General features: G+C 59.1%; 21 protein-coding genes and 1 pseudogene. 12 read left to right on the forward strand and 10 right to left on the reverse strand.

Going from position 1 to position 24,999, the window contains the following annotated elements:
• Positions 1-1,614: 1,614 nt before the first annotated feature.
• From AYM40_RS29150 to AYM40_RS29165, 5 genes are all read right to left on the reverse strand, one after another.
• Positions 1,615-2,097, reverse strand: a complete 483-nt coding sequence (locus tag AYM40_RS29150; RefSeq protein ID WP_148662331.1) for a hypothetical protein — start codon at positions 2,095-2,097, stop codon at positions 1,615-1,617.
• A gap of 704 nt (positions 2,098-2,801) precedes the next feature.
• Complete coding sequence (locus AYM40_RS40770; protein WP_148662332.1) at positions 2,802-3,035, reverse strand: hypothetical protein; 234 nt, start codon at positions 3,033-3,035, stop codon at positions 2,802-2,804.
• A 575-nt stretch (positions 3,036-3,610) separates the two neighbouring features.
• Complete coding sequence (locus AYM40_RS29155) at positions 3,611-4,564, reverse strand: IS5 family transposase (protein ID WP_063494433.1); 954 nt, start codon at positions 4,562-4,564, stop codon at positions 3,611-3,613.
• Positions 4,565-5,002: 438 nt separating this feature from the next.
• A complete protein-coding gene (locus AYM40_RS29160; RefSeq protein ID WP_063499555.1) occupies positions 5,003-5,710 on the reverse strand; it encodes a site-specific integrase in 708 nt (235 codons plus the stop codon).
• A 344-nt stretch (positions 5,711-6,054) separates the two neighbouring features.
• A complete protein-coding gene (locus AYM40_RS29165; RefSeq protein ID WP_148662333.1) occupies positions 6,055-6,333 on the reverse strand; it encodes a hypothetical protein in 279 nt (92 codons plus the stop codon).
• Positions 6,334-7,530: 1,197 nt separating this feature from the next.
• Here AYM40_RS29165 and dcm point away from each other — a divergent pair.
• Positions 7,531-8,877, forward strand: a complete 1,347-nt coding sequence (dcm, locus tag AYM40_RS29170) for a DNA (cytosine-5-)-methyltransferase (RefSeq protein WP_063499557.1) — start codon at positions 7,531-7,533, stop codon at positions 8,875-8,877.
• Positions 8,878-8,983: 106 nt separating this feature from the next.
• On the opposite strand, the gene AYM40_RS29175 is transcribed toward dcm, so the two are convergent.
• A complete protein-coding gene (locus AYM40_RS29175) occupies positions 8,984-9,523 on the reverse strand; it encodes a hypothetical protein (RefSeq protein ID WP_148662334.1) in 540 nt (179 codons plus the stop codon).
• A gap of 686 nt (positions 9,524-10,209) precedes the next feature.
• Between AYM40_RS29175 and AYM40_RS29180 the strand changes: the two genes are divergently transcribed.
• A complete protein-coding gene (locus AYM40_RS29180) occupies positions 10,210-10,911 on the forward strand; it encodes a hypothetical protein (RefSeq protein ID WP_148662335.1) in 702 nt (233 codons plus the stop codon).
• Between the two features lie 231 nt (positions 10,912-11,142).
• The gene (locus tag AYM40_RS29185; protein WP_063499560.1) at positions 11,143-12,795 is read left to right on the forward strand and encodes a hypothetical protein; all 1,653 of its coding nucleotides are present in this window, start codon (positions 11,143-11,145) and stop codon (positions 12,793-12,795) included.
• 151 nt (positions 12,796-12,946) lie between these two features.
• On the opposite strand, the gene AYM40_RS40775 is transcribed toward AYM40_RS29185, so the two are convergent.
• The gene (locus tag AYM40_RS40775; protein ID WP_148662336.1) at positions 12,947-13,372 is read right to left on the reverse strand and encodes a hypothetical protein; all 426 of its coding nucleotides are present in this window, start codon (positions 13,370-13,372) and stop codon (positions 12,947-12,949) included.
• A gap of 248 nt (positions 13,373-13,620) precedes the next feature.
• Here AYM40_RS40775 and AYM40_RS29195 point away from each other — a divergent pair, with 248 nt between their 5' ends.
• From AYM40_RS29195 to AYM40_RS41565, 3 genes are all read left to right on the forward strand, one after another.
• Positions 13,621-14,232 carry a hypothetical protein gene (locus tag AYM40_RS29195; protein ID WP_063499562.1) on the forward strand — a complete coding sequence of 204 codons (612 nt, stop codon included), beginning with the start codon at positions 13,621-13,623 and terminating at the stop codon, positions 14,230-14,232.
• A gap of 539 nt (positions 14,233-14,771) precedes the next feature.
• Entirely contained in the window at positions 14,772-15,050 is a 279-nt protein-coding gene (locus AYM40_RS29200) for a hypothetical protein (protein ID WP_063499563.1), read from the forward strand.
• A 99-nt stretch (positions 15,051-15,149) separates the two neighbouring features.
• Complete coding sequence (locus tag AYM40_RS41565) at positions 15,150-15,305, forward strand: hypothetical protein (protein WP_158515345.1); 156 nt, start codon at positions 15,150-15,152, stop codon at positions 15,303-15,305.
• Between the two features lie 983 nt (positions 15,306-16,288).
• Here the strand turns inward: AYM40_RS41565 and AYM40_RS29210 are convergent.
• Positions 16,289-16,501 (reverse strand): hypothetical protein, encoded by a 213-nt coding sequence (locus AYM40_RS29210; RefSeq protein ID WP_063499565.1) that lies wholly within the window; start codon positions 16,499-16,501, stop codon positions 16,289-16,291.
• A gap of 239 nt (positions 16,502-16,740) precedes the next feature.
• Between AYM40_RS29210 and tnpA the strand changes: the two genes are divergently transcribed.
• From tnpA to tnpC, 3 genes and pseudogenes are all read left to right on the forward strand, one after another.
• Positions 16,741-17,232 carry an IS66-like element accessory protein TnpA gene (gene tnpA / locus AYM40_RS29215; protein ID WP_063499566.1) on the forward strand — a complete coding sequence of 164 codons (492 nt, stop codon included), beginning with the start codon at positions 16,741-16,743 and terminating at the stop codon, positions 17,230-17,232.
• Complete coding sequence (gene tnpB, locus AYM40_RS29220; RefSeq protein ID WP_063499567.1) at positions 17,213-17,566, forward strand: IS66 family insertion sequence element accessory protein TnpB; 354 nt, start codon at positions 17,213-17,215, stop codon at positions 17,564-17,566. Before tnpA ends, tnpB begins: the two co-directional genes overlap by 20 nt.
• A 92-nt stretch (positions 17,567-17,658) precedes the next feature.
• Positions 17,659-19,020 (forward strand): annotated as a pseudogene (gene tnpC / locus AYM40_RS29225) (IS66 family transposase); the annotation flags it as partial.
• A 382-nt stretch (positions 19,021-19,402) separates the two neighbouring features.
• On the opposite strand, the gene AYM40_RS29230 reads toward tnpC, so the two are convergent.
• Together AYM40_RS29230 and AYM40_RS29235 are read right to left on the reverse strand one after the other, a co-directional pair.
• On the reverse strand, positions 19,403-20,608 hold the full coding sequence (locus tag AYM40_RS29230; protein ID WP_063499035.1) for an IS91 family transposase: 1,206 nt from the start codon (positions 20,606-20,608) through the stop codon (positions 19,403-19,405).
• Positions 20,609-20,616: 8 nt separating this feature from the next.
• Positions 20,617-21,495: a tyrosine-type recombinase/integrase gene (locus tag AYM40_RS29235; protein WP_063499036.1), complete on the reverse strand. Its 879-nt coding sequence runs from the start codon at positions 21,493-21,495 to the stop codon at positions 20,617-20,619.
• A 446-nt stretch (positions 21,496-21,941) separates the two neighbouring features.
• Here AYM40_RS29235 and AYM40_RS29240 point away from each other — a divergent pair, with 446 nt between their 5' ends.
• Genes AYM40_RS29240 through AYM40_RS29250 form a run of 3 tightly spaced genes read left to right on the forward strand, consistent with a single transcriptional unit; the run spans position 21,942 to position 24,966 of the window.
• The gene (locus AYM40_RS29240; protein WP_236720895.1) at positions 21,942-23,030 is read left to right on the forward strand and encodes a site-specific integrase; all 1,089 of its coding nucleotides are present in this window, start codon (positions 21,942-21,944) and stop codon (positions 23,028-23,030) included.
• Positions 23,027-23,974 carry a tyrosine-type recombinase/integrase gene (locus AYM40_RS29245; RefSeq protein WP_063495243.1) on the forward strand — a complete coding sequence of 316 codons (948 nt, stop codon included), beginning with the start codon at positions 23,027-23,029 and terminating at the stop codon, positions 23,972-23,974. The genes AYM40_RS29240 and AYM40_RS29245 overlap by 4 nt, the downstream gene beginning before the upstream one ends.
• Positions 23,971-24,966, forward strand: coding sequence for a tyrosine-type recombinase/integrase (locus tag AYM40_RS29250; RefSeq protein ID WP_063495242.1), 996 nt, complete (start codon positions 23,971-23,973; stop codon positions 24,964-24,966). The genes AYM40_RS29245 and AYM40_RS29250 overlap by 4 nt, the downstream gene beginning before the upstream one ends.
• Positions 24,967-24,999: the final 33 nt, after the last annotated feature.

Here is a 24,999-nt window from a genome sequence, read left to right on the forward strand (position 1 = left end):
TGCATCGGCGAGGGCGGCAACCGCGTCAGGCCGATCGTAGAAAATCTGTGGATTGGGGAGGACCGCCACTCCAATGCCGGGCGTACTAATACTGCTCCCGCTCAGCGATCCGAGTGGCGCGCGAGAAAGGCTCACTACTCCCGTATCGTCGTTAACCTTGAACACTAGGCTTACTCTCACGACCTCTTTTGCCAATTCGATGGTTGGTTTCCTTCTAACGATAGATGGATCTCCCTTCTTAAGTCTGAAGCCTACCGGACCGTGTATTGCCGTGCCCCAGAAGCGTGTGGATGAAAGATAAAGCTCGAAGAAATCGTTCACCGAGCCGTCTGCGCACTTCGTGCGAGTCGGTCCGTATAGCGCAGTTTTGTTAGCGGGCGCATCGGGCCAGCACGTCTCAAACACTCCAGGGTAGTCCCGCCCGGGTAGCACTTGGTATTCGGGTATCAACGGTCCCGTACGCTCAAGCGATTTGCCAACAGTTGGGACCTCGGAGATTCCCGCCTTTCTGGGTCGCGGCCTGCCGCTACGATCACAGACGTCCTGTCGCCGCGCCATGAGGTTGGGGCATGCGAGGCGTTCGGCGTGGGTTATAGATGAGTCCATTGCAAACTCCTTGTCGAATAGAAGGGTCGCGTTATGCAGGCACGCCCGACGGGTTGCGAATGTATTCTCCGCCGGCAAGCATGAAATGCTGCGACGGTTGCTGAGCAAGCGCAGCGTGCGGCCCCGCTTACTGAGAACCAGTGAGCCAGGGCGGCGAGGATCTGTTTCATACGGAGCATCCTCCTATCGCAGGCGATGCTCCTGAAACAGACGTCCAACTACGAAGGCATTCCAGTAAGCGGCTATGCAGCACGCTCGCTGCGTCAGGTCGGGGAAACCGACGTCATCACCGGCAACGACTGCGCCCCTATTCACTGCGTACCTGTCAGCACTCCGTTGCGGTTCCTCGCGCCGGCATCCGCAAGGAGCCAGCTTCTTAGTCGCGCACGAAGTACTGGGTGAAGTGCCAATGACCGCATCAGCGACGCGGTCGGAAGAGGCATCGTTGTGACATTTCTCTACGTGCCTCGAAGCGTAAGCCCTCAACGCGCGCACGTTTGGGCGAGGGAAGAAAGACCCGACACGATACGGTGGGCGTCCACTCGCCATCACAGACCGCGACGCCATTGCCCCGACCGCTTCAGGAACTTCGCTCGTACGGCCGATCGGTTGAGAAACGTTAGACGAAAGCATTTCGTTTTCCTTCGGAGAATGGTTGACAAACGGCCCTCCCAGCGCGACGCATCTGTCCTGCGTGAGCAGAACGGTTCGCTGCATGAGCCGACAATGACGGATGTCCCGTTACCAGACAGGACATCCGTTTTCTTTTGCGCGGGTTCATCCGGCCACGCCAATCCTTCGGCGACTCGTGTCGTCAGGGTCACCTGATTTCACCTAGTTCCGTTTTTTCGCCAATAATCTCCTTTGAACGCCGAAGTCGGCATCGTCGCGTTATCCCTCTTCACTCCGCGTCGCACGGTAGGGACACTATCCTTTTCGGAATTGCAGGTCCTCCCGGCAGCCATGGACAGACGTCGCCAGTTTGGACCTAACGATCGAAGTCCTTGATCAATCCCTCCCTACGTTGAAAAATCCACCAACGCTGGTGGCCCAGCCAGATGCGGGCGTCCCATCAGCGGCCTCAAGCCATGCAAATCCGAGTGCCGGCAGCGACCTCTTCAGGCGCAAGGTTCTCGGATTGGCCGAGTCGGCTGTCACCACGATGCAACCGCCCTGCCGCACAAAACAACCAGCGAAATCCCGTAGCGCACCCGTGCTCGGCAGGTTGTGCGCGCGAGTAAACATGACGACGCTCACTCCGTCTGCAAGCAATTGCGCCGAGACAAATGACATGTCGGATGTACACAAGTCTGACTGCGCCATTGCACCTGCTCTCGACAACTGGAACTGCAACGTATGGCGGCGATCACAGTCGATCACCAAGCATCGCCAGCCGGGTTTTATTTCATGCTCATTGACCCGTATGCAAGCCATGCCAACAATGATATGGCTTGCGAAGGGGCCATAAAAAGCGGCCGTTTCCTCGGCCACCAGCTCTCTCCCAGCCAAGCGAACAGCGCCACTCGATGAGGTTGCCGCCCCAAGCATCATGCGGAGGGCGCGGCGCATACCCAAGTGAACGGCACGGCCCGTCAGCCGGGTAGATCGAGTACCCGATATAGGTCCGACTGGCACGCCGACAACAGATAGCGCGCCGTCGGCGCATAGGCTGTGTCTGACCGACGTCAACCCTCCATCGCTGAAGCCCATGGCCACTCTCCCCGCGACACCCGACTGGAAACCCGTCGGGTCCGCTGATCTGCGTCCGCCCGCACCTCCCCTCTGGAGATGCAGAAAGGGATAGTAGCCACTGGTTTGCAAATTCCAAGGACGACGCGTCGGGAAAACTCAGGCGCAGCTGTCCGGTGGTGGCATGTTTCGGAAGGGTGACGCGCTGTTGGTCACGGCGGCAACCCTACAAGGCGGCGCCCAACAGCATCATTCATGCCCGCCTCCGACGCCACCAGCAGATGTGCATCCGCCACTATACAAATAGGGTCGACGGATGTGTCTTACCACGCCATGTATCGCTACAAAAATCCTTGTGCTCGTAGCCAGAATGGTGGAGAGGTAGCGAATTGACAAATCTGGGAGCCGCATCGCTCCCACATCATAAGCATTCCTATTTATTTAAATACAACGCGGCGGCTTTCCTCCTGTTCGATACAAATCACCTTGGCGACGGCAGTGACAAATCATAGATTGCGCATCAACGACCTGCGTCGCGCATCCGCATGCGCGCCAATCACGCCCGGGAACCCAGTTGCATAATGCTGGCCGGCCACAGGTGTCCACACCTTTTCGCGAATCGCAACAATCCTGACAGTGCTCGATGCGATACCGCAGAAAATTTTTTTCTGGGGACGCTCATTTTTGAGGCGGTCACTTAATTTTTTGAGGCGGGCGTTTAAATAGTCATGCGAGGCCATTTCTCACGACATGGGTATCGCTGATAAGCGCCGGACACGGCGTCGGCGCCACAACATCCGCAGGAGCGGTGAGCCGGGTCATCCGATTCGCGATTGGTCGGTGTATATTGAAACCCGCTGCCAAGCGGTCTAAGGGTCGCCTGTCTCCTGTGTCACCCGGCGAGCGGACGACTCGCCAACAATCAAACTGCGTCTGCGCTGTAGATTCGCGCGGCGGTCCTCGAGAACGTAGTGCGCGGGAACCATTTACCGCAGAATCGCGAACTAAATGATTCCGACGTCAAAGCCTCCCTGCCTGCCTTAATGTATAAGTTGCCGGTCCCGGACAGGCTCACTCTTCCCGACGGGTGCCTTCGCGAGCAGCCGCAACCAACCGTTTAAAAGCGCTTAGAGGCCATTTCAAAAAGACCCCGAGGGGGCTGTTAAGGAAGCTCTGCACAACTAGCTTTGAAGCGTTACCTTTCACATCGAGCGCAACCTCGGCGTTCAGATCTTTGTTGGTGAGCTGATTGCGAGGGGTTTTCCGCGCTCCGGAGCGCTCCAACCAGACATATGGCCTTCATCGGCCCGGTGTTTCAAGCTTTGCGCAAAGCTCTGCGAGCCATCCATAAATTGCCCAAAGCAAACAGCGTGGTGATCTGGGCGATGTTCTTCGGCAAACCACGATAGCGCGTCTTCATGTAACCGAACTGCCGCTTGAGGATGCGAAACGGGTGTTCGACCTTGGCCCGAATACCCGCCTTCAGGCGTTCGATCTGATCGTATATCGCGTCCAACGAATCACTCAGATCCAGTTTCCTGCGCTTTGCCGGTCGCATTGCAACATGCCAACGCACCGCCTCAGGCTCACAACGCTTTTCGATACCCTGATATCCGGCGTCCGCGTACACATCCGTTTCTTCACCATGCAGCAACGTCTGGGCTACGGTAATGTCGTGAACATTGGCCGCCGTTCCAATGACCGTATGGACCAGGCCCGAATCGGCGTCCACGCCGATATGCATTTTCATCCCGAAGTACCAGTTGCCACCTTTCTGCGTTGATTGCATTTCAGGATCGCGCGTGCCGGAGCCATTCTTTGTCGAACTGGGCGCGGCGATCAGGGTGGCGTCGACTGCCGACCCAGCCTTAAGCATCAGGCCTTTCTCCGTCAGGATTTCATTGACCAGCGCCAGCATTTGCACCGCCAGACCGTGCGTTTCCAGCAGATGGCGGAACCGGAGAATCGTGCTTTCATCCGGCAAGCGGACCATCCCGCCGTCGAGACCCGCGAACTCGCGATACAGCGGCACGTCATAGAGTGCCTCTTCCATGGCAGGGTCTGACAGACCGAACCATTGCTGCATGAAATGAATCTGCAGCATCGTCGCAATCGGGAACGGCGGCCGACCGGTTTTGCCCGTGGGATAGTGCGGCTCGATCAGCGCAATCAGCTTCAACCAGGGCACAACGCGTCGCATCTCATCGAGAAATTCCCGCTTGCGCGTGCGCTTCGTTGACAGATCCAGACCAAGACCAAGTTGCGTCATTACACTGCTCCCCACCTAATTGGCTCTGCTTCCAGGATAGCTCAGCAGCAACGCAATGCCAGGACTTTTGCAGACCTTCCTTAACAGACCCAAAACGTAATTTCGCAACAGCTTCTTAGTGCCGTGACAGCCGCAGTTTCCTCCGTGCAGTTGCCGCGCGAGTTTCCGCCTTCCAACTGACCGCGGGCTCGAGCAGGACCGTCAATCTCCTTCTGAAGCCAATTGGCGAAGCACACGACAGACAATACAGCTACAGCCAAAAGCGCATATTCCATTTTTCCCAGACGCATTTTCCGTTCAGCTTTGTGATCCCGTTACCGCGCAGCGTGTATTCACATATCGGTACTTGTCGCCACACGGGACATAGCGGCGCCGACGCTCCGAACTTCGATGTTTTCGTGAGCCATCACAGGTTATCGGCCAAAGAGGGCCTGCGCTTTAGGCGTCGTCATGGTCTGGCATGAAGTCCGCGCTGAACGACTCCAACGCCGCGCGAATGCGTGCTGGGTCGTCGTCGAGGTACGATATGACATGGTCAAGTTCCGCGTGACCTAGCAAGGTTTGCACCGTTTCAAAGGATTCACACTGAGCAAGAAGACGGTTGGCGAAGGTCCGGCGGCCAAAATGGGAACTGTAGCCACGCTGCAGGCCTGCCGCACGGTACAGGCTGGTAACGTAGCTCTGAAGGCTGTCAGCGGCCCAATAGCCCACTTGCCCGCCCTCGCCATTTGTCCGTCGCTTCAAACTCAGCTCGTAGGCTGTACCGTTGTGCGTCAAGATTAGGCGATTGGACGCAATCAGCCCGCGATATGCGCATTCGTCCAAGGATGTTCCCAACTGCCGCCTGACACGGAATGTGAGATACCGTTCGAGCGCCGCTCGAGTCTTCTCGTGAGTGAGGTACACGCAGCGCTGGCGACAGCTTTTCGTAATCACCGCGCGCAGGCTGACTTCATCGCGAATGGCACCCGATTGCGTCATCACATCGGCAATTTCGACGCGCGCAATTTCTGTGACATGCATGCCACAAGTGATGCCCAGCAGCAAAATGAGCACGTCTCGCTCTGGGTGTCGGCTTGTTGCTTCCGTCACACGCAGCAGATGCCGTATCTGCGACGGTCGCAGCACCACGGCATGATTGGTCATAAGTGACGACTCGTATCGGAATGTTACGACTGGCGATTGTATTCCGATGACGTATTCGGAGCTGAGCCTGAAACGGCGGAGGTCGCGAATCCGTTGAGGTCCTCGGAAAAATCGGCGGCGCGGTGTGCTCCCCGGCCCGCCGTGGCCTGCCCCCTCCCGGGCAGATCCTCCGTCGCCCCCTCCCCAGGTGAGTTTCGCGCAGTGTGCGCCATGGAAACCATCGACGACATCGACCGGACCATGCCTGAACGGGGCTTTGAGCAACCTTGATGCAGCCCATTCTCGAATCCCGGAGCTGGATAGCGACCTGCCAGGCGTACCTGCTTGCCCCCCCTGGCCATGACTCATGCGGTCGACAGCAGCTGCCATCGTTCGGGTACCACTACGCTTCTTCGGAGTGCGCCATCGCAATCGTCGACCCATACCCACGCACTGACATACGCGCCGTCCGCAAACTCGGACACGAGCGGGTCGTTGTCGAAGTGGATATCCCCGCTTCCGCGGTCACAGATGCGGCGTGCCTCTTCGATAAGCGGATTGCCGCGCCAATCCTCACCAAAAAACTTCAGGCAATGGTCAAACGTGAGGCCTCGACGTTTCAGGCGTAGGAGTTCAAGAAGCATCTCGCCCGTGCATCGCGCGCGCGCTTCGTCGGAAGGCAGCAACTCAATCTAGACCTCCATGTTCTGATGGCTGTTCATGCAAACTCCGGTCGGTTATAGAAGCACCTTGAAACAGTCCCGGTGCGTTATCCGGTATATGGAGCATTTTTAGCCATCCACCTATCCGACCATCGACGCCGACGGAATCACGCGGTCCGCTGCACGTGAGCTCACTGCCGTTACGTTTCCGCAACCCGGTCACATCATGACGGTCAGGTCGACGTTGACCCGGGTGATTTCGCCCGCTTCGCAGGCGGAGACGAAAGGCCATACTCAACGTGGTTCATCCGGGTTATGTATCGCGCCTGGTCCCGTCCGCACGCGATGCCTTGCTGCCGCGATGAGAGCAGCTGGGAGGGCGTACCTCACCCGTACCCGACTGTGTGCGGTCACGGATGAAGCCGACCGGGCGAGCGCCCTCATATTGCCACTGCCTCGCAGGCTGAGCCTGATCACGCTCGCCACCCACGAACAACCGGACCGCCTCTTCGTTGCCCGCATCGAGGGTATCGGGCACCTCACGGGCTCTTTCAGAACCCGCGGCCGGGCATCCCGGCGGGCCACTGCCAGGATACTTGCGCAATGGCGCCGCGCGTACACGGCGCGCGAAAGGCCGCCCATACCCACGCACGCCAATCGCCGGAAATGCAGCTGTTACGAGCCGAAACCGGGCTTAAGAGGTGCGATTGCAGCTATTGTGGCGGCCGCGCCAGGGCGCAACCCACGTCGCTCAATTCGCGGGTTCAGGCCACCTTCCTCCAGTCGGGCTGAGTCGCCCGCAGGCATCCAGACCGCGCACCTGCGCCGTCACCCAGGACTCGCACCTGCGTGCGGACCGCGTAACGCGACAGCCTGGTCAGGACCGCTCCCCGTCCCACAACATCGCAACTGATTAGCGGCACCGCAACCTGTCGGTCAATCTGATGAGGCGGTGCCAGCCCTGGCCTTCGCGAATGCTCCCTGCGTGGCTCCCCCCTGATCTGCCTTCAATGAACCGCATCCCGTCGGTTGCCACGGTCGTCAGTCCCGGCAGAAAGCACGAACCAACCGCCGATTTACCCAGAAAAAACCAAAGGAAAATCGCCTTGGGCCGATCCGGCAAGGCCTCGGCTAAAAGTATTTCGCTGCACTTGGTTCCTACATCAATCCGGAATCAAGATGCCGTTCGAAGAATTCAAAAGTGCCCAACTCAATGTCGTTGAACTGTTCGCCGGGGTCGGCGGATTCAGACTGGGGCTGGAGGCGGTCCACGCCAGCCCATTCGTTATCACCCTGAGCAACCAGTACGAGCCCGCGCGGAAAGCCCAACACGCCAGTAACGTTTACCGGAGTCATTGGCCCGATGGCGTGCATCTGAACGAAGACATCGCCACGGTCCTAACGTCAGAAGAAGGTCAACGGGCTATCCGCGCTGCGGCACCGGACGTGGTCGTCGGCGGCTTCCCCTGCCAGGACTATTCGGTGGCCAAGCCGCTTTCGCACTCGAAGGGACTCGATGGAAAGCGGGGCGTGCTGTGGTGGTCAATCGCGACCCTGCTCCGGCAGCGGATTGACGATGGCCAACCCGTGAAATATCTCGTGCTCGAAAATGTGGACCGCCTGCTCTCGTCTCCCGCATCCTGCCGCGGACGTGATTTTTCCGTCGTCCTTTCGACGCTCTACGGACTGGGCTATGCCGTGGAGTGGCGGACTGTCAATGCCGCTGAATACGGCCTCCCACAAAGCCGGCGACGCATTTTCATCGTCGCGTACCACCAGTCGACCGGCGTCCATGGACGCATGATGAGGGAACTGGCAACGGACGGCGGTTGGCACAGGCCGGCAGTATTGACGAAGGCGTTTCCCGCCACGCTGGTAGCGCCGCCCGATGCCGTCAACCCCTGCATGACAGTCCGCAATGAGCCATTTGCGCAGCAATTGAGCTATACGCCCCTGTCAAACGGCAAATCGAGGTTCTCGAACGCAGGTTTCATGGCTGAAGGGCAGGTCTGGTCCTGCCGCGTGGCTTCCGAAATCCCGGGTGACTATACCGAATTCACTGGCGCCGCCACCGCACAGACACTCGGTAACGTCATCAGCAAAACCTCGCTTGTTCCGACCAGTTTCTACGTCCGGGGCGAGTCCGAGGAAAGATGGCGGCTCGCAAAAGGCGCGAAGAATATTCCCCGAGACAGGAATGGCTTCTCATACACCTATTCGGAGGGCGCCATGCCCTACCCTGACAGGCTGGACCGGCCGGCCAGAACGATTATCACCTCAGAAGGCGGCGCAAGCGCCACCCGGACCAAGCATGTCGTGCGGGAGGCGTCTGGCCTGCTACGCCGGCTGGTACCCGAGGAGCTCGAGCAGTTAAACGGCTTCCCACGCGGCTTCACCGACCGCGAAGGCGTGTCAGACATCGCCCGTGCCATGCTTATGGGTAATGCACTCGTGGTTGGATTGGTGACCCGGATTGGCAACGCGCTGGTCCAGACCATTGCACGGGATCAGCACCCGTTCGCGTAAGCGATGTTGCTGGCGAGGTCAGGACGGCAGGAGCACTCCCGTCGTCCTGATGCCAGCGACGCGCCGGTATCAAAGTCCTTGTGATTGCGCTCGATATCGCAGCTACTCACGCTGGACGCAGGAAATTGATAGTCAACACGACCACCCCAAGCACGACCACGTCGGCTCGCAACCGCCCGTTTCTCGGTACGCGACGAAATCCCAAACTTTCTCCGGACATCGTCGCAATAACATCGTTGGCCTTCGAGGTTAATAGCGGGTCGACAACGGCAACCGTTCCGTTGGGCAACCCGTAGTCACCAAATTCGTCGCTATCAATAGCGTATCCGATGCATCTGTCACCCACGCCTCGAACGAGAGACGTAAGTTGAGTCTGCGTAAGGAACCGATTGGAAGATGTGACTGCTGATGAGAGTGTCGAGGGCAATTCCGCTTCGAGGAGCAATGGCCCGGGCGCGAGCGAGTGTCCCTCCAGCCTGACGAGATAACCCGCCGAGACCAGCCTCCGCACGGCCGTCCAGACAGAAGCGGTTGAACTCATGCCGAACAGCGACCCGACAAGTCCAAACGGCGGCAGCGTCTTGTGCGTGCGCCAGTATTCCCGCAACGCCGAAACGTATTCGGCATCTCGATTTCGTCGGGGCATAGGAAGATAGCGGGAGCGCCTGTGAACGGCCAGTAAATGTTCTGTATCAGCGAATTGTATAGTAAAGGCGGTACGCCACCAGCGAACGGCCGTTGCCCCGCATGCACCTGCCATCAAACCTGTATGTCCCAGGCACTGGCCCGTCGGGCTCCGCACGCGGGCTTACCGGCTCGCACCGGCGGCGGCGCTGAAGCCGCGTTGTTCATGCCTCGCGATGTCTTGACAAACAGAACGGTCCATCGCAGTGGGATGTGTCCTGCTTTCTGAATTGACAAGGTGTCTCCTGCGACGCCCGTTCCGGGCGACGCATCGCGTGCAGTCATCACGTCACATCGCCGGTCACCTGTCCCGAAGCGATGAACGCAGAGAATTCAATCACGGCGTTACCCTGGCTGACGTGTCGCGTTCTATCCATCTGCAAGTCCAGCACGACTCGCGTCTCGCATCGAACAATTGAACCCGGCTGCCCAGGGACGACCGCTAACTTTCGGCCGTTGTCCTGACGGCATGGACCACCACACTTGCCGCTCCCAAGCGGCGTCTTTTGAGTGTGGACCGTATAAAAAAAAGCTGTTGCAAGGCCTCAAAACCCGCGTTAACATCCGCTCAACAGATGACGCCTAACCGCATGATTTTTAACCGTTTTTATACGTTCTCCCGCATTAAATATTTATACCTCTCAAACAATGAAAATCGCCAAGCATTCAAAAACGCAAGTCAACACCACAACATACAATAAGGATAACTTCATGTTACGGGGCGCCGAAATCAGAACCTTCGCCCCTGCGGAACAGGACGGAACTTTCATGAAGCGATTGGCTGGCATACCAACCTTGCGAATCCACACGGATTCACAAGAGTGGCGGCAGTGCCTGAACGAACCAGCTTCCCTGACGTTAGGGGGTCACCAAACGCCGCTGGGTCCGTTGCTGACCATTCAATACCGCATTGCCAACTGCTGGCTATTCGTGTTTGCTGACTATGGCGATCCGGATCTCTGGAAACTTCTGGATTTCTGGGCCGAGTCCCGATGCGCGATTGTAGAGGTCATCGTAGGGTTGAATATCTACCGGGAACTGCTTCCGGTTGGCGACCTCACCGGTTTCGCAGGATACCGTTCCGAACTTGATATCCCGGACCGTTCGGGGTTCATGGAGGCTGTTGTGCGCTTTCTCGACAACCGTGCGCCCGAGCTCTATGTCCTGTCCAAAACGGAGACCGGCATGCCGCACCCAGTTGTCGAGGTCAATCTGATGGCGACGCCAAGTGTGATTGACAGCGTCACACGGACGAGCCTCCTTTCGACGGTACCCAAAACTCATTCACATCCGACCAGTCAGGACCATTGCAGCGGTTTTCATGCGGGCGACGCCACCTCGCTCCACTGACTGACTTTTGACGCGATGCGCCCCCGCACGCCCCTGCGAGGCAAGGACAAGAGTTTATGCATCCGCCGGGGGCGCTACACACGGATTCCCCCTCAGCGCAGCAAAGGTGCGCTCCTCATTCAGACGCGCCACAACACATTGTGTGGCCCAATGTGCTACGCCCTTCTTCGCCTCGTCACACGAACAGACTGCTGAATTCAATAGACACATAAAGATCGAACAGACACATCCATGAACACGTCCACGCTTGACGGTATCGCGCCGAACAACACTTGCGACCTCCTCCAACTGGCACTAGCAGATGCATTCTGTCTGCTGGTGCATTTCCAGCCAGATTGGAATGCAACCGTTGCTTTCCAGACACCAGATATCCTGTTGTGGTTGCTTGAACATCAGAATCCCAGGCTCCTTGATGCCATCAGGGAGCGCAACGGGCTTGCCAAACTGGGCGAATCGCTGGCGCGACTGGAACGGCTCCGGTCTGCATCCAACGACCATTGGATAGAGCACTGTTGGTATTCGGACTCACCCGACGTGCCGATGGAATACCCCGGCATCGACTACATGATAGAGAGGCTCGAGTTAACGGAGGAATTCCTCGCAGACAGCACTTATAGCCCACTGCTCGCAGCAGCGCACATCGCCAGTGCCCAACTGAGCGGGTTTGTACCTTTTTACAAGACTCGCGACGCGGCGGTGTCCCCGGATCCAGCTGCGCCTGCACACTTCCCTAGTCCCGTACCTGATCGAGATGTCGCACCTGTGCGGGAATTCTCTGTTCCCGGAGCGACACCGATGGAAATTGCGCTCTCACGTGCAGCGAGCATTCTGGAAGAGTTGGATGATGGCAAGTGGTATCGATCCTTCTGGGAAACCGTCTACGCCCAGAAAGTCGGCGAATGGGTTGAGGAGGACCTCCCCCATCTCGCCCCCGCCCTGGTTAAGGAGGCCAACAGCTTTTTCGAATCGTTGCACGCATACCGGAGAGAAATGATCCGGGTCGAAGGTCACTGGAGTTGTCTGGGAGAACCGTTCCGCGCGTATCTCGAGCAAATCGCACACTTCCCCGAGGAAGCAAAGGCAAAAATTCGCCGCGTGATTGGCGACAGCAACCAGATTGAAGAACCTGAAAGAGGTGACGCTCAGCATCTTGAACGCGTTTGGGTCATGCTCTTGCGCCGACGATGCGGTCGCCAGAATGGTGCCAGTGTGCCGGCTATTTTCAGCCCGGAGATTCCGGACACGCTGGCTGGCATATTGAAGGACCCAAGCGCCGCAGACACAGCGTATCTCATCGACACGTCTGCGTTGCCCGAGAATATGGCTAACACAGTAAGCGAGAAACAATGTATCGCCGTGACTCTTGCAGATGACTATCTGTTGCTGACACCGGAACTCTCAAAAGGAAGGCTGGATATGTTCGGTTTCTCCGCCAGAAACGACAGCGCCCACTATCACATTCTGGCGCTGAACGACGCGTTCTGGTGTGAGCACAGCGCGCTATGGCCAAATCTTTTCTCATTTCGACAACACGTTCCCGTTCTCTACGTTTTCGGGGATGCGTGCCTGCTCGTGCAATACGAATTCAACCATTTCCTCGAGTTACGCTGGGTCGTGGATTACGACATGAGGCACATGTTGTGGCACAGGGAAGACAATGAAGGTTTCCCGGGAAAGCTGCCTGACTACATCAAGGTCCTGCCAGGCGGGACGCGACTCCGGCCGAAAATCATCGGGCATGTCAAGGACCTGAGAAAACTCAGGTCATCGAGAACACTTTGCGATGTGTATGAGCGTGCCAATCCTTCATTAACCGTCAAACAATCGACGGTGTTTCTGATCAGATCAGCCGTCGGGGCGGACGAAGCAGACTGCTCTCAGTAAGTACTTTATCCTGGCTCGCGATCACGACACGCTTCGTCGACTATCGCCGCACCGTAGACATCAGGGAAAATTGTCAGTCGACACTCACAATAAACGATATATATTGTCGTTTTAAGGTGGCCCGGTGCGTGTGCTCTACTAACGCTGCGGGTCAGTTGCCATGTATTTCATGGCGGGTCAGAAAACGTAAGGCTGCGCGTGGTCGCACCACGGCTGGAGCAGAAACGTCATGGAAATCCGGAATGCCCGACCCGTATCCGAGGTACCGCAGGTCACCCTCGTCAGGTGGAGGATCATGCGGACCGAAACGGGAAAGATGTACTTTGTCGGGGCTCGCGCCGACAAAGAAACGGCCCGCGTTAGCAGCCCAATCATTAGCTTCGACCCAGACCGGCGGCGTGGTGTCACGCAGTCCAAACGGATATATCAACTGGAAGGCGAACCCGACTTCGATCATCAGGCTGAAGGTCTGTGGAAAGAATGGTGCGTTGCGCGCAAGATTTTTCGGTACGAGGACATTACGCTCACAGCGCTGTCGGGCAGAGCTGCAAACAACACTGGACAGATCACGAACCACAAAAGATAGCGCATCAAGCTACTTCCTGATCGACTGCCGCCTCTCGACAGCAGAGGGTCGAAAAGTCCTGCGGAACTTCGCACGCCATCTAACCCGTTGGCTTTCTGTCCAGAGGGATGACGCAGGGGAATAAAAAGCGGCCCTATACAGACAGAGCTTACTCACTCACGAAATTTTCCTAACCATCTCATAAACATTCAATGAACTTCTCTCTCGTAAAGCCATCGACCAGTCTTGAACGGATACCCATGCTGCAAGGCGGTGTTGTCGATTTTCATGCGCTGGGTTTCCGTAGCCTGTCCGATTTTGAATCAGTCCTTTCACATATGGTGAGCAACGGGTTTAAACCCAGCGATTTTCTGGACTTTTTCGGAAAACAATATGAGGATAGTCCGTTTATCGGGGCTGCTGACCGCCTGTACAACCACGGAACGGGGGCCATTAGCTTCGACCCGGCGCCGCTGGTCCACGCGTCCGAATTCGGCGCGTATGTCAGCGCCTGGGTTTGGGTCGACAAGGACCCGGACTTGATAGATTGGAGTACAGAACCGGAGAGTCGCCCGTATCAGCGCCAGCGGGACTTCAGCGAACAGCTACGAGAAATGCAAGAGGACGGGCTCACGGCACAGATGTGCATCGATTATTTCGGGCTGCGGGAATGCAACCTCCATTACGTCGCGAGCGCGCGCAGACAATGCCCATATGCGCGTGGCATGGTGTGCTTCGATGCAGACCCCATTGTTTCCGAATCCGCGTACGGAGCATATGTGAGCGCGTGGTTGTGGGTGTGGAATCAGGAGATTGGCACTGACAATCTCACCCGATATCGCTGTTTGGCCCTCCCGGAAGTGCTGCCGTAGCGAGGAAGCAACCAGCGGCTTGCTGTGCAGGGCTCTGTTCATTCTACAGATGACTTTTCCGCGAAGGCATAAGAACGCCCTGATCGCATGAAGATGCATTTTCATACGTAAAACACCAAGGCACGCCGCATGCAAAAGGGCGTCCCTATCGCGCGGGACCTCCGATGCGCAGAAACAATGAATGACGCCAGCTCGCAGGCTAATATATAAGCGATAACACAGGTTGCTTATTGTTTCGATGATGACTGAGCGGTCTGCATGCTGTCCGTACTTCGCTAGACGGGTGAATCACGAACAGCGTACAGTTCCGACACGGCTCCAGCATTGACGTGCGCAATCGATGGAGATTGAAATTGCAGGAAGACAATGCTCCTCTGATACGAAACGGCTGGCACCTGCAGGTTCACGCGGGCGAGTGGCAGTGCGGTAGTGAGGCCCTTCCGTGTGTCGCTGAGCAGCAGGACCCGGGGTCGCCTGGGCGGCCCGGGCAAATCCTTGGGAACAGCAGCATGCGCACACTGGAGGCGGTCAGGAGAACGATGCTGATCGATGGTCCCGCGCCGCTACGAAGAGAATCCGACGACGGCGAGCTTTTCAGTTATCTCGTTCACCTTGGCGTACACCGGTCCAACAGCCGACGTGTGCCAATCGCGCGCTTCGATGTCGTGCTGCGATCGGGTGTTTTGAACGCAAGCGTTCTGCTGGTTGATTCTCCCCGCTTCGATATTGAACCGCTCATCTACAAGCCGGAGGACGGGATATGGGACGTCGCCCGACTGGTTTTGTCAGCGCTGCTCACGCCGCTGCATTCGATTTGACAGCGCCGAACATAAACGTCCTACGGGCGATACCCACCAATGACGGCTGCGACTCGGCCGAAAGCCCGCTCAATACCTCGCGAAAAGGAGGCATACGCTTTGAAGAACATAACTGCGCATCAAGCCTTCCTGCTGACGTATCCGTTCGCGGTTGTATTGCTCGCCGGTTTGCTGGTGGTGGGGCTACGGCGCGCATTTCGATGCCTGGTGTTCAGGAAAGTGGTGCCAAAGTGCCGGAAAATTACGCGCCAGTAACGCCGTAAGGCTTTACGGCAAAGTGGTCGCGAGTCACTGCTGGAGGTGTGCGCAGCTCGCCTCGCTCAAGCCGACGAACAGGCCGGGCGAAAGCCGTTCGTCCTTACGGATGAGCAGTTAGAGTGAACCGACTCAGCAACGCTGGGGCAGCATGCGGCGGATCCATGAAAAGCGGCTCACAGGTCAGAGAGCATGGCCACTTGATTCGCCCGTACCACAGTATTCATGCTGGTTGCCGAGCGGCGTGATTCTGAACGGAGGTAATGATGCAGAAGTCTTCCCCGCGATCGTGGAACTCCGTAAGCCTTCAAAACGATAGTTGCGCATGGTTTGTTACGCAGGGGGGTGTCCCGAGTCATTGGCGCTGCCGACGCAGATCTTCTGTTTGTCTTTGATATCGCGCGCTCGGAATGTCTCCGTCTGCATCTCCTTGAAAATCGAACTTTCAGTCGGGTAAAGGATGAATTGACGGAACTGGCTCGCCTGCATTCATCGCGAGACGTGCTGGTTACGGATCACGTCAGGATTCTGCATGCGCTCGTAACCACCGGTGCTGCGTGTAACCGTCCAGCCGCATCATTTCTGGACAAGTCCGTCCCCTTGATGCCATCCATTGCACAATGCCTCAAGTCCATGGAGGAGCTACTAAATCAGCCAGAAATTCAGCAGGCAACGTGCACAGCAAGCACAAACGATCTGTTGGAGGATTGGCGCGTTCAGTACAGCAGGCAAAAGCCCGACAGGACGAAGTAAAGGCCTCTGCCCGGCCAGGCTGTCAGGGGTCGAACGGACGCACAGCCTCTACGATTTTTTCCGTGGTAGCTGATATCTGGTCTGCCGCAGAGCTGGTTAGGCATCTGTGCAAGACGTGTTTGCATCGCTTGCCTGCTCGTTCCGGGTCACCCAACAATGTGAGCACTACCTAGACATCATGTATGGACCTGCCGCACCTCAAGGTACGCGGCAGCGTCCATACATGATGTCTAGCGTCTCTGCTTTTGCGAGACCTCCATGTACTCCTCCATCGCCCTTGCTTGTCTTTTTTTCGCAGCGGAGACATACGCCTCCGCTTCTGTATCATCGAACAGTGGCTCGCCGTTCGGGGCCGCCGACGCACGAATATCACCCTGTGAGACAAGCTTGCGCACGTACGTCCACGATACATTAAGTCGCTGCGCCAGCTCAGGAAGGGTCATTGACGGCTCCTATGACGTGTTTGACGACGGCGGCGAACGCGAGCAGCAAGGAGTTTTCACTTGCTACCAGCTTTCAATCGATGCGCACTGCGTTCAATGCAAGACAGACTGACTCTATCGCTCCCTGACGGTGGTCCCGTCAGGGAGCCACACTGTCGTAAGCGGTGATTTCGGCGCACATAGATTCCTGATGCCAGCAGGCGCAGCATGTGTCCACCTCAACAACAGGTGGACACCTCATGACACAGACTCCCGATGTCCCGAAGCTTGAGCCCATCGGCACGAGCGGTGATGGCCAGCGGCACTACTACGACGAGCAGGCCAGGCAGGCGCTGGTCGAGGCCTGCCTTCAGCCAGGCGTATCTCTGGCGGGCCTGGCACTCAAGGCCGGCGTGAACGCGAACCTGTTGCGCAAGTGGGTCAGCAAGCACCGGGCGAAGCGCGACGCCGCCGCGGCGGCGCCGGTAACCGGCGGTGTGCCGGCGGCGTTCATTCCGGTCGTCGAGGTGGAGGATGTTGCGACGAGACCCGCGCCGCCCGCGGAGCCAGAACCGCTGCCCGCGCCCCGCCAGCCGGTACGTGCGTCGCAACGTCCGCCGTTGTCCTCGCGCGTGGTAGCGCAGTTGCCAAACGGCGTAAGCGTTGAGCTTGAATGCACGGGACAGGATGCCGCACTGGTGACGGCCATGATCGAAACGCTGGGACGCTGCCATGTTCCGGCTCGACGCTGACCTGCGGGTCTACCTGCACCGCGATGCGGTCGATTTCCGGGCCGGGATTAACGGTCTGGTCACGCGGGTCGAACAGTCGATGCAGCTTGATCCGTTTGCCCGTGCCGTCTTTGCGTTCCGCAACCGGCGGGCCAACCGCATCAAGCTGCTCTTCTATGACCGCTCGGGTTTCTGGTTAATGATGAAGCGCCTGGAGGCAGACCATTTCGTGTGGCCACGCCGGCAGCAGACGGTGGTCGAGCTGACGAGCGAGCAGCTACATTGGCTGCTCGATGGCATCGACATTGACGCGGTGCGCCGCCACCCGGAACGGCAGTACCGATACACGGGCTGACGGTTCGCACCGCGCTGCGGTCGTTGCCTGTAAACAACGACGAGGCAATGGTGACCTGGCCGCCATCCCGGCCCGGCGCTATCCTGGATGGCATGGATGCCAACAAACCCAACCGCTCCCTCGGGGACGATCTCAAACACCTCCCGCACGATGCGCTGATCGCGCGCATTCTCGAGCTTGAGAACCGCAACCACCAGCTCGCGCAGCGGATCGCCCAGCTCGAGGAGCAGTTCCGGCTCGCGCAGTCAAAGCGCTTTGCGCCAGGCAGCGAGAAGCTCAAGGATTGCGTGTTCGATGAAGCCGAGCAGATGGCCGCGGCAGCGTCCGATGACGAGGATGATCCGGATGACCCATTCTCGCTGCCTGACACGGCCTTGCCGCAGACGGATGAGCCCGCGCACCGCAAGCGTGGACGCAAGCCCCTGCCCGCACATCTGCCGCGCACACGCATCGAGTACGACCTGTCCGAAGAACAGAAAGTCTGCCCGTGCTGCCAGAACGCGCTACACCGGATCGGCGAGGAAGTCAGTGAGCAGTTGCACATCGAGGTGAAGGCTTCGGTGCTGCAGCACGCGCGGTTCAAATATGCGTGCCGCCATTGCGAGCGCAACGCGGAGCGCACGCCGGTCATCACGGCGCCGATGCCCGCACAGCCGCTGCCGGGCAGCAACGCGAGCGCGGCGCTCATCGCAACGGTGACGACCGGAAAGTACGTGGACGGCACGCCGCTGTACCGGATGGAAGACGCACTGGCACGCGCCGACATTCCGGTGGGCCGCGGCACACTGGCCAACTGGATCATCCGGCCCGCCGAGCTGCACTACAGCCGGCTGTACGAGGCGCTGCGCCGCACGCTGCTGTCGCAGCCGCTGATCCACGGCGACGAGACGACGGTACAGGTGCTCAAGGAACCGGGCAAGACCGCGCAGAGCAAGTCGTACATGTGGACCTATCGCAGCGCAGAGGACTGCGAACAGCCCGCGGTGCTGTTCGACTACCAGCCGGGGCGCGGCCAGGAATATCCGCAGGCGTTCCTGGCGGACTACAAGGGCATGCTGATGACCGACGGGTACAGCGCGTGGCGCACGCTCGACGGCGTGACCCACTTCGGCTGTTTTGCGCACGCCAGGCGGATGTATGTGGACGCGCACAAGGGGCAGAACAAACCCGGCGGTCGTGCCCGTCAGGCGCTCGATTACTTCAAGGCGCTGTACCAGGTCGAGACGCTCGCGCGGGGCGACCTGCCCGAGGGCGAGGCACGGGCTGACTTCACGTACCGGCTGCGACAGCAGCACAGCGTACCGCTGCTGGATGCGTTCAAGGCGTGGCTGGACGAACACGAGCCGCTGGTGTTGCCCGAGAGTCTGCTGGGCAAGGCCATCGCCTACACGCGCAACCAGTGGGAATACCTGCGCCGTTACGTCGACGATGGACGTGCGCCAATCGACAACAACTGGTGTCATGCCGCTAGCGGCATGAGGCAGAGATTTTTTTGGTTGGCGGTCGCGGCAACCAGCGCATCGCCATGTCGTCGGACCTGATCCGCGACCGGTAATCAAAAAAATGTTTGTGCTAAACCGCTCCACAGGCGGTGGCGGCTATGGGCATTGAATGACCGCCGCGGTAATTTGTGATGTCTTGCAGTGGCGATCAGACACGGACTTCCGGCGAGAGTGGGAAGCATCACGTGTAAAGGAAGCGGGAATGCGCGCGTGAACCGGGAAATCACCCGCCGTTCTGGAGTACGCTGGTGCGCCAGCAGATCGAAGGCACGAGTGCAGCCGCGTTGGCCTCGTCAGGAAAGGTGAACGTGTACGGAAACAGGTGCGGTGGCAACTAGCGCGCATGGGTGGGACCTGGCGGGGCTCGTGGAAGGCTGCCGGGCATGTCTTCGATGCGGAGCATGTGTCCCTTGCCACATACGGGGCAGTCGCGCAGTGACTTGCCGGTGAGTCGCTGGTAGCGGTCACGGTAGTCTTCCCGGGGCTCGGCTGGGGCAGCGGCGGGAGCCTGGACACCGAGCAGCTGCCTGCAGGTGGCGAGCTTGCCGGCACGGTGGCAGTTGGCGAGCCACCCGTAGCTGCGGATGCGCTTGAAGCCGTCAGGCAGCACATGCAGCAGGAAGCGACGGATGAACTCGTCGGCCGTGAGCGTCATGGTCCTGTGCCGGGACTCGTGCCGGTAGTCCTTCCAGCGGAACTGCACGGTGTGCCCGTCGAAGGCGAGCAGCCGGTTGTTGGAGATGGCGACGCGGTGGGTGTAGCGGCCCAGGTAATCGAGCACGTGTTCGGCACCGCCAAAGGGTGGCTTGGCGTAGACCACCCACTCGGCGTGAGCAGCGGGCGCGAGCCAGGCGGCGAACGCTCGCGGGTCACGCAACGGCTCGAGCTGGCCATGGAAGCGCAGCACGCCGGCATCGAACGCACGGCGCAGCTGGTCGAGAAAGAGCCGCCGGAAGAGCCGTGACAGGACCCGCACCGGCAGGAAGAAGCCCGGACGGCAGGCGATCCAGCGCTCGCCGTCCGGGGAGATGCCCCCGCCCGGCACAACGCAATGCACATGAGGGTGATGCTGCAGATTCTGTCCCCACGTATGCAGGATCGTAAGGAAGCCGATCTCGGCGCCCAGGTGCTTCGGATCGGCGGCGATCGTGCGCAACGTTTCGGCGCTGGCGCGAAACAGCAGATCGTAGAGCGTCCTCTTGTTCTGGAACGCGAGAGCGGCGATGGATTCGGGAAGCGTGAAGACGACATGGAAATACTCGGTCGAGGGGAGGAGCTCCGCATGCCGGCGTTCGAGCCATTGCGCGCGGGCGAGCGACTGGCACTTCGGGCAGGCCCGATGCCGGCACGAGTTGTAGGTGATGCGCTGGTGACCGCAGGCGTCGCACTGTTCGACATGGCCGCCGAGGGCCGCGGTGCGGCACAGCTCGATGGCACTCATCGCGCGTCGCTGCACACGACTGAGCCCCTCGGCATGGGATAGCCGAAAACTGGGCCCACACTGGCGGAAAATGTCCGCCACTTCGAGCGCCGGCCGCATGACTGCGCTCAGAAGTAGTCGGGCGCAGGTGGCGGGGATGGAACGGGTGCGGGATGCGGCAGCAGGTCGAAGGGACTGGTGGTGGCGCACACGGTGCTGGTGGCCACCTTCAAGTACCGGGACGTTGTCGCAAGGGACCTATGGCCCATCAGCAGCTGGATCCGGCGTACGTCAGTACCGGCTTCCAGCAGATGCGTGGCGAACGCGTGGCGCAAAGAATGGGGTGTCACGGGTTTGGGGATGCCGCTGCGCTTGCGTGCAAGCTCGCATGCGTCGCCGACGGCATGGCGGGTGATGGGCCGCCCCGGAATGTTGCCTGGAAAGAGCCATTCCTTCGGATGGGCGTCCTGCCAGTACAGCCTCAGGATCTCGAGCAGCCTCGGCGAGAGCATTACATAGCGATCCTTACGGTTCTTCCCCTGGTTCACACGAATAACCATGCGCTTGCTGTCGATATCGGTGACCTTCAGATGCACGACTTCGGAGACACGCAGTCCGGCGGCGTACGCGGTCATCAGGATGGTGCGGTGCTTGAGACTGGCGACCGACTCGAAGAAGGCGGTGATCTCCTCCAGGCTGAGGACGACTGGCAGTCGGAACGGCTTCTTCGGTAACGGAAAGTCCTCGTCACTCCAGTCGCGTTTGAGCGTCACGCGGTAAAGAAAGCGCAGTGCACCGATCGTTGCGCCGAGACTGGCGGGTGCCAGCTTGCGCTCTTCGAGGAGGTAGACGAGCCAGGCCCGGATCTCGTCGGGACCCAGCAGTTCGGGCGAGCGGTGAAAGTGCCGGGCGAAACTGCGTACCTGAATCAGATAGGACTTCTGTGTGTTATCGGCGAGATTGCGGATCTCCATGTCGTGCAACATGCGTTGGCGCAGCGGCGTCATGACTAACCTCCTGGAAGCAGTGGTGGAGCCCGGTTGGGCATCCACATACTGCTCCTGGAGGTATCTGCGTCCCCTCGTTGGGATCCTGCGTCAGCTCACCGCCGCAATGAACGTCAGCCATCAGCTCTCGCACTCCTCCCCCTACCGCGTCAGCGGTTTAGTACAAATCACGTTATGCCGATTCCCGGATTATGCCGCGTCAAGGTCCCAAAGAGCATCGAACACGCCCCTGTGTGATTGTCGAGCCGGCATAATCCGTATGATTTCTCAGGCTGGCTGTTACGCTGGCCAGGAGAAATCAAATGAAGGCGATACACACAGTCAGCGCATCGGGCGGGCTGCCCGCCCGTCACATTGATACATTCCTTGATCGTCTACGGACGGCACGTTATTCCGAAGTAACGCTTCTCAAGAAACGAAGGGTTTTGTCTGCCTTCTCTCGGTGGATGAAGAGCACGAACGTCGGACTGGTTGACCTTGATGAGTCCGCTACGGCTTGTTTCACGGAGCGCCTGACCGACGCTCCTGAAGCGCGTGTTCAGTTCGAGCTTGCCGTGTTACGGTCGTTTCTTGCCTATCTGCGTGACGAAGCCATCGTGCTCTCGTCGACATTGGGCGACCAATCTGCGATCACCCATATCTACGAGCGGTACCTGGACTACCTGCGGCAGGATCGTGGACTTGCGAAGAACTCGGTGCTCGTCTACGGGCCCTTCATTCGCGACTTCCTCAACAGCCAGGATGTCGGCGACGGCGACATATTGCCCGATGCATTCGACGCCATGACGATCCGGAATCACATCCTTACCCGCAGCAAAGGCCGGTCGGCGGAGTACACGCGGCTGATGACGGTGGCCCTTCGCTCGTTTTGCCATTTCCTCTTTCTGCATGGCGAGACGGCACGAGACCTGTATGAGTCGGTGCCTTCGGTTCGCAAGTGGCGGCAGTCAACTGTGCCAACGTTCCTCACGCCTGAGCAGGAAGAGGTCCTGATTGCAACTGCTGATCGGTCGACTCCACGCGGGAGCCGTGATTATGCCGTCCTGCTGTTGCTGGCGCGGCTCGGTTTGCGTGCCGGAGAGATCGTCGCGCTTGAACTAGGCGACATCCACTGGCGTTCCGGAGAACTCGTCGTTCATGGTAAGGGGCAAATGGTCGAGCATCTCCCGCTGCCATCCGAGGTTGGAGAGGCGATTGCCATGTACCTTCGCGACGATCGAGGTGCGAGCGCATCGCGACGGGTCTTCCTTCGCATGTGGGCACCGCGCGTCGGTCTGGCGGGACCGGCGGCGATTGGCCACATTGTTCGTCTGGCTTTCGCTCGTGCCGGATTCCGTCCCGCGTGCCGTGGCGCCGCGCATCTATTCCGCCACGGTCTGGCGACGACGATGATTCGCCATGGTGCGTCGATCGCGGAAATCGCTGAGGTCTTACGGCACCGCTCACAGGACAGTACCGCGATCTATGCAAAGGTTGCGTTTGAGGATCTGCGCAGGGTAGCACGCCCGTGGCCCACGACGGGAGGTGCAATATGACTGCGATCCGTGACTCCCTCGCTCGGTACGTCGCAGTGCGCCGGGCGCTCGGGGCGAAATTCTATGAACCTGCATTGGCACTCGGTCATTTCGTTGATCTTCTGGAACACGAAGGTGCCGAGTTCATCACCACCGATCTGGCTCTTCGCTGGGCGACGACGCCCGTACTCGTCGAACGCGCTACCTGGGGGCGGCGTCTCTCCCAGGTGAGAGGATTCGCCAAGTGGATGAACGCCATCGACAGTCGGAATGAGATTCCTCCAGCAGGACTCCTGAGTGCCCGCCGACGGCGCAATCCTCCGCATATTTACACGGAACAGGAAATCACCCTGCTCATGACTCATGCTGCGCGGCTACGCTCGCGCACAGGCTTGCGAGCACTGGCCTATACGACGCTCATCGGGCTTCTCGCAGCGACCGGCCTCAGACCAGGCGAAGCCCTTTCGCTCGACCGGTGCGACGTTGATCTCGTGAACGGAATACTCTCCGTTCGGGAATCGAAGTTCGGCAAATCGCGCTTTGTTCCTGTCGAAGAGTCGACCCGCGAGGCACTCGAACGCTACGCGCAGAGTCGCGACCAACTCTGCCCTCTACGGGTGAGTGAAGCGTTCCTGGTGGGTGAGCGTGGTATTAGACTGAACGCCAGCGCTGTGCGCAACATGTTCGTCAGAATGTCGCGTGCGGTCGGTCTACGGCCAGCGACAAAGGATGGCCGGGCAGGTTACGGCCCACGGCTCCAGGACTTTCGACACAGTTTCGCGACTGGAAGGCTGGTTGCATGGTATCGCGCCGGACTGGACGTGAGCCGGGAATTGCCGAAACTTGCCGCCTACCTTGGACATGTCAACGTTGGTCTTACGTACTGGTACATCGAAGCGGTTCCGGAGTTGCTTGAACTTGCGGCAGGCTATCTCAGCAGGAACTGTCCGGGAGAGTGGCCATGAACGCCGCCGGCCTTCCATCCCTCGTCCAGCGTTTCTTTACCCAGCGCTTGCTCGAGCAGCAAGGTCTGAGTTCGCACACGGTGGCGAGTTACCGCGACACGTTCCGGTTGCTGCTGGCGTTCGCCATGAAGCATATCGGGCGCGTGCCGTCAAAACTGCGGATCGAAGACTTCGACGCGTCGTTGATCGAGAAATTCCTTCAGCACCTTGAACAGGACAGGGGAAATTCAGTGCGGACACGTAATACGCGCCTCGCCGCTGTGCATGCCTTCTTCCGGTTCGTCGCGGTCAGCGAGCCCGCGCTGTTCCTGCAATGTCAGCGCATCCTTGCGATTCCATCCAAACGCTGTGAACACGGCCCCGTCGAGTTTCTCACCGAGAGCGAGGCCGCATCCCTGGTAGCTGCACCCGATGTACGAACATGGATCGGCAACCGCGACCGAACGCTGCTTCTTGTAGCGGTTCAAACGGGTCTGCGCAACAGCGAACTGACCTCTCTCAGGCGTCAGGATGTGGTGCTCGGCACAGGCGCCCACGTCCGTTGCCTCGGCAAAGGCAGAAAGATGCGATGCACTCCGCTGCGACCGGATGTCGTTGCCGTCCTGAAAGAATGGCTACGGTATCAACCAGGCGAACCAGATGATCCTGTCTTCCCCAGTTCGCGCGGCGGTCATCTCAGTGCCGATGCTCTTCAGCGACTCGTGTCACGCAACGTCGAAATCGCGCGTCTCTCGTGCCCCTCGCTGAAGAAAAAATCAGTAACGCCCCACACGCTTCGGCACGCGGCCGCGATGAGCCTGTTGCATCACGGCGTAGACCTGACCGTGATCGCGCTCTGGCTCGGACATGAATCATCTGAGACGACCCAGATCTACCTGCACGCCGACATGCGGCTCAAGGAACGCGCGCTTGCGCACGCCAATGCGAGCGGCATTGCGCCGACGCGTTACAAACCTCCCGACCCCTTGCTTGCCTTCCTGGAGGGCCTTTGATAATGCCGACAATCCGAGCGACCCGGAACAGGG

It is taken from the genome of Paraburkholderia phytofirmans OLGA172 (assembly GCF_001634365.1).
Taxonomy (GTDB): Bacteria; Pseudomonadota; Gammaproteobacteria; order Burkholderiales; family Burkholderiaceae; genus Paraburkholderia.

What these genes read in the sequence shown, in the direction of transcription:
- AYM40_RS40770 (WP_148662332.1), bottom strand. Translation starts at nt 3,035, where the DNA reads ATGGCCTCGCATGACTATTTAAACGCCCGCCTCAAAAAATTAAGTGAC.
- AYM40_RS29155 (WP_063494433.1), bottom strand. Translation starts at nt 4,564, where the DNA reads ATGACGCAACTTGGTCTTGGTCTGGATCTGTCAACGAAGCGCACGCGC.
- AYM40_RS29160 (WP_063499555.1), bottom strand. Translation starts at nt 5,710, where the DNA reads ATGACCAATCATGCCGTGGTGCTGCGACCGTCGCAGATACGGCATCTG.
- AYM40_RS29165 (WP_148662333.1), bottom strand. Translation starts at nt 6,333, where the DNA reads ATGCTTCTTGAACTCCTACGCCTGAAACGTCGAGGCCTCACGTTTGAC.
- dcm (WP_063499557.1), top strand. Translation starts at nt 7,531, where the DNA reads ATGCCGTTCGAAGAATTCAAAAGTGCCCAACTCAATGTCGTTGAACTG.
- AYM40_RS29175 (WP_148662334.1), bottom strand. Translation starts at nt 9,523, where the DNA reads ATGCCCCGACGAAATCGAGATGCCGAATACGTTTCGGCGTTGCGGGAA.
- AYM40_RS29180 (WP_148662335.1), top strand. Translation starts at nt 10,210, where the DNA reads ATGAAAATCGCCAAGCATTCAAAAACGCAAGTCAACACCACAACATAC.
- AYM40_RS29185 (WP_063499560.1), top strand. Translation starts at nt 11,143, where the DNA reads ATGAACACGTCCACGCTTGACGGTATCGCGCCGAACAACACTTGCGAC.
- AYM40_RS29195 (WP_063499562.1), top strand. Translation starts at nt 13,621, where the DNA reads ATGCTGCAAGGCGGTGTTGTCGATTTTCATGCGCTGGGTTTCCGTAGC.
- AYM40_RS29200 (WP_063499563.1), top strand. Translation starts at nt 14,772, where the DNA reads ATGCTGATCGATGGTCCCGCGCCGCTACGAAGAGAATCCGACGACGGC.
- AYM40_RS29210 (WP_063499565.1), bottom strand. Translation starts at nt 16,501, where the DNA reads ATGACCCTTCCTGAGCTGGCGCAGCGACTTAATGTATCGTGGACGTAC.
- tnpA (WP_063499566.1), top strand. Translation starts at nt 16,741, where the DNA reads ATGACACAGACTCCCGATGTCCCGAAGCTTGAGCCCATCGGCACGAGC.
- tnpB (WP_063499567.1), top strand. Translation starts at nt 17,213, where the DNA reads ATGTTCCGGCTCGACGCTGACCTGCGGGTCTACCTGCACCGCGATGCG.
- AYM40_RS29230 (WP_063499035.1), bottom strand. Translation starts at nt 20,608, where the DNA reads ATGCGGCCGGCGCTCGAAGTGGCGGACATTTTCCGCCAGTGTGGGCCC.
- AYM40_RS29235 (WP_063499036.1), bottom strand. Translation starts at nt 21,495, where the DNA reads ATGACGCCGCTGCGCCAACGCATGTTGCACGACATGGAGATCCGCAAT.
- AYM40_RS29240 (WP_236720895.1), top strand. Translation starts at nt 21,942, where the DNA reads ATGAAGAGCACGAACGTCGGACTGGTTGACCTTGATGAGTCCGCTACG.
- AYM40_RS29245 (WP_063495243.1), top strand. Translation starts at nt 23,027, where the DNA reads ATGACTGCGATCCGTGACTCCCTCGCTCGGTACGTCGCAGTGCGCCGG.
- AYM40_RS29250 (WP_063495242.1), top strand. Translation starts at nt 23,971, where the DNA reads ATGAACGCCGCCGGCCTTCCATCCCTCGTCCAGCGTTTCTTTACCCAG.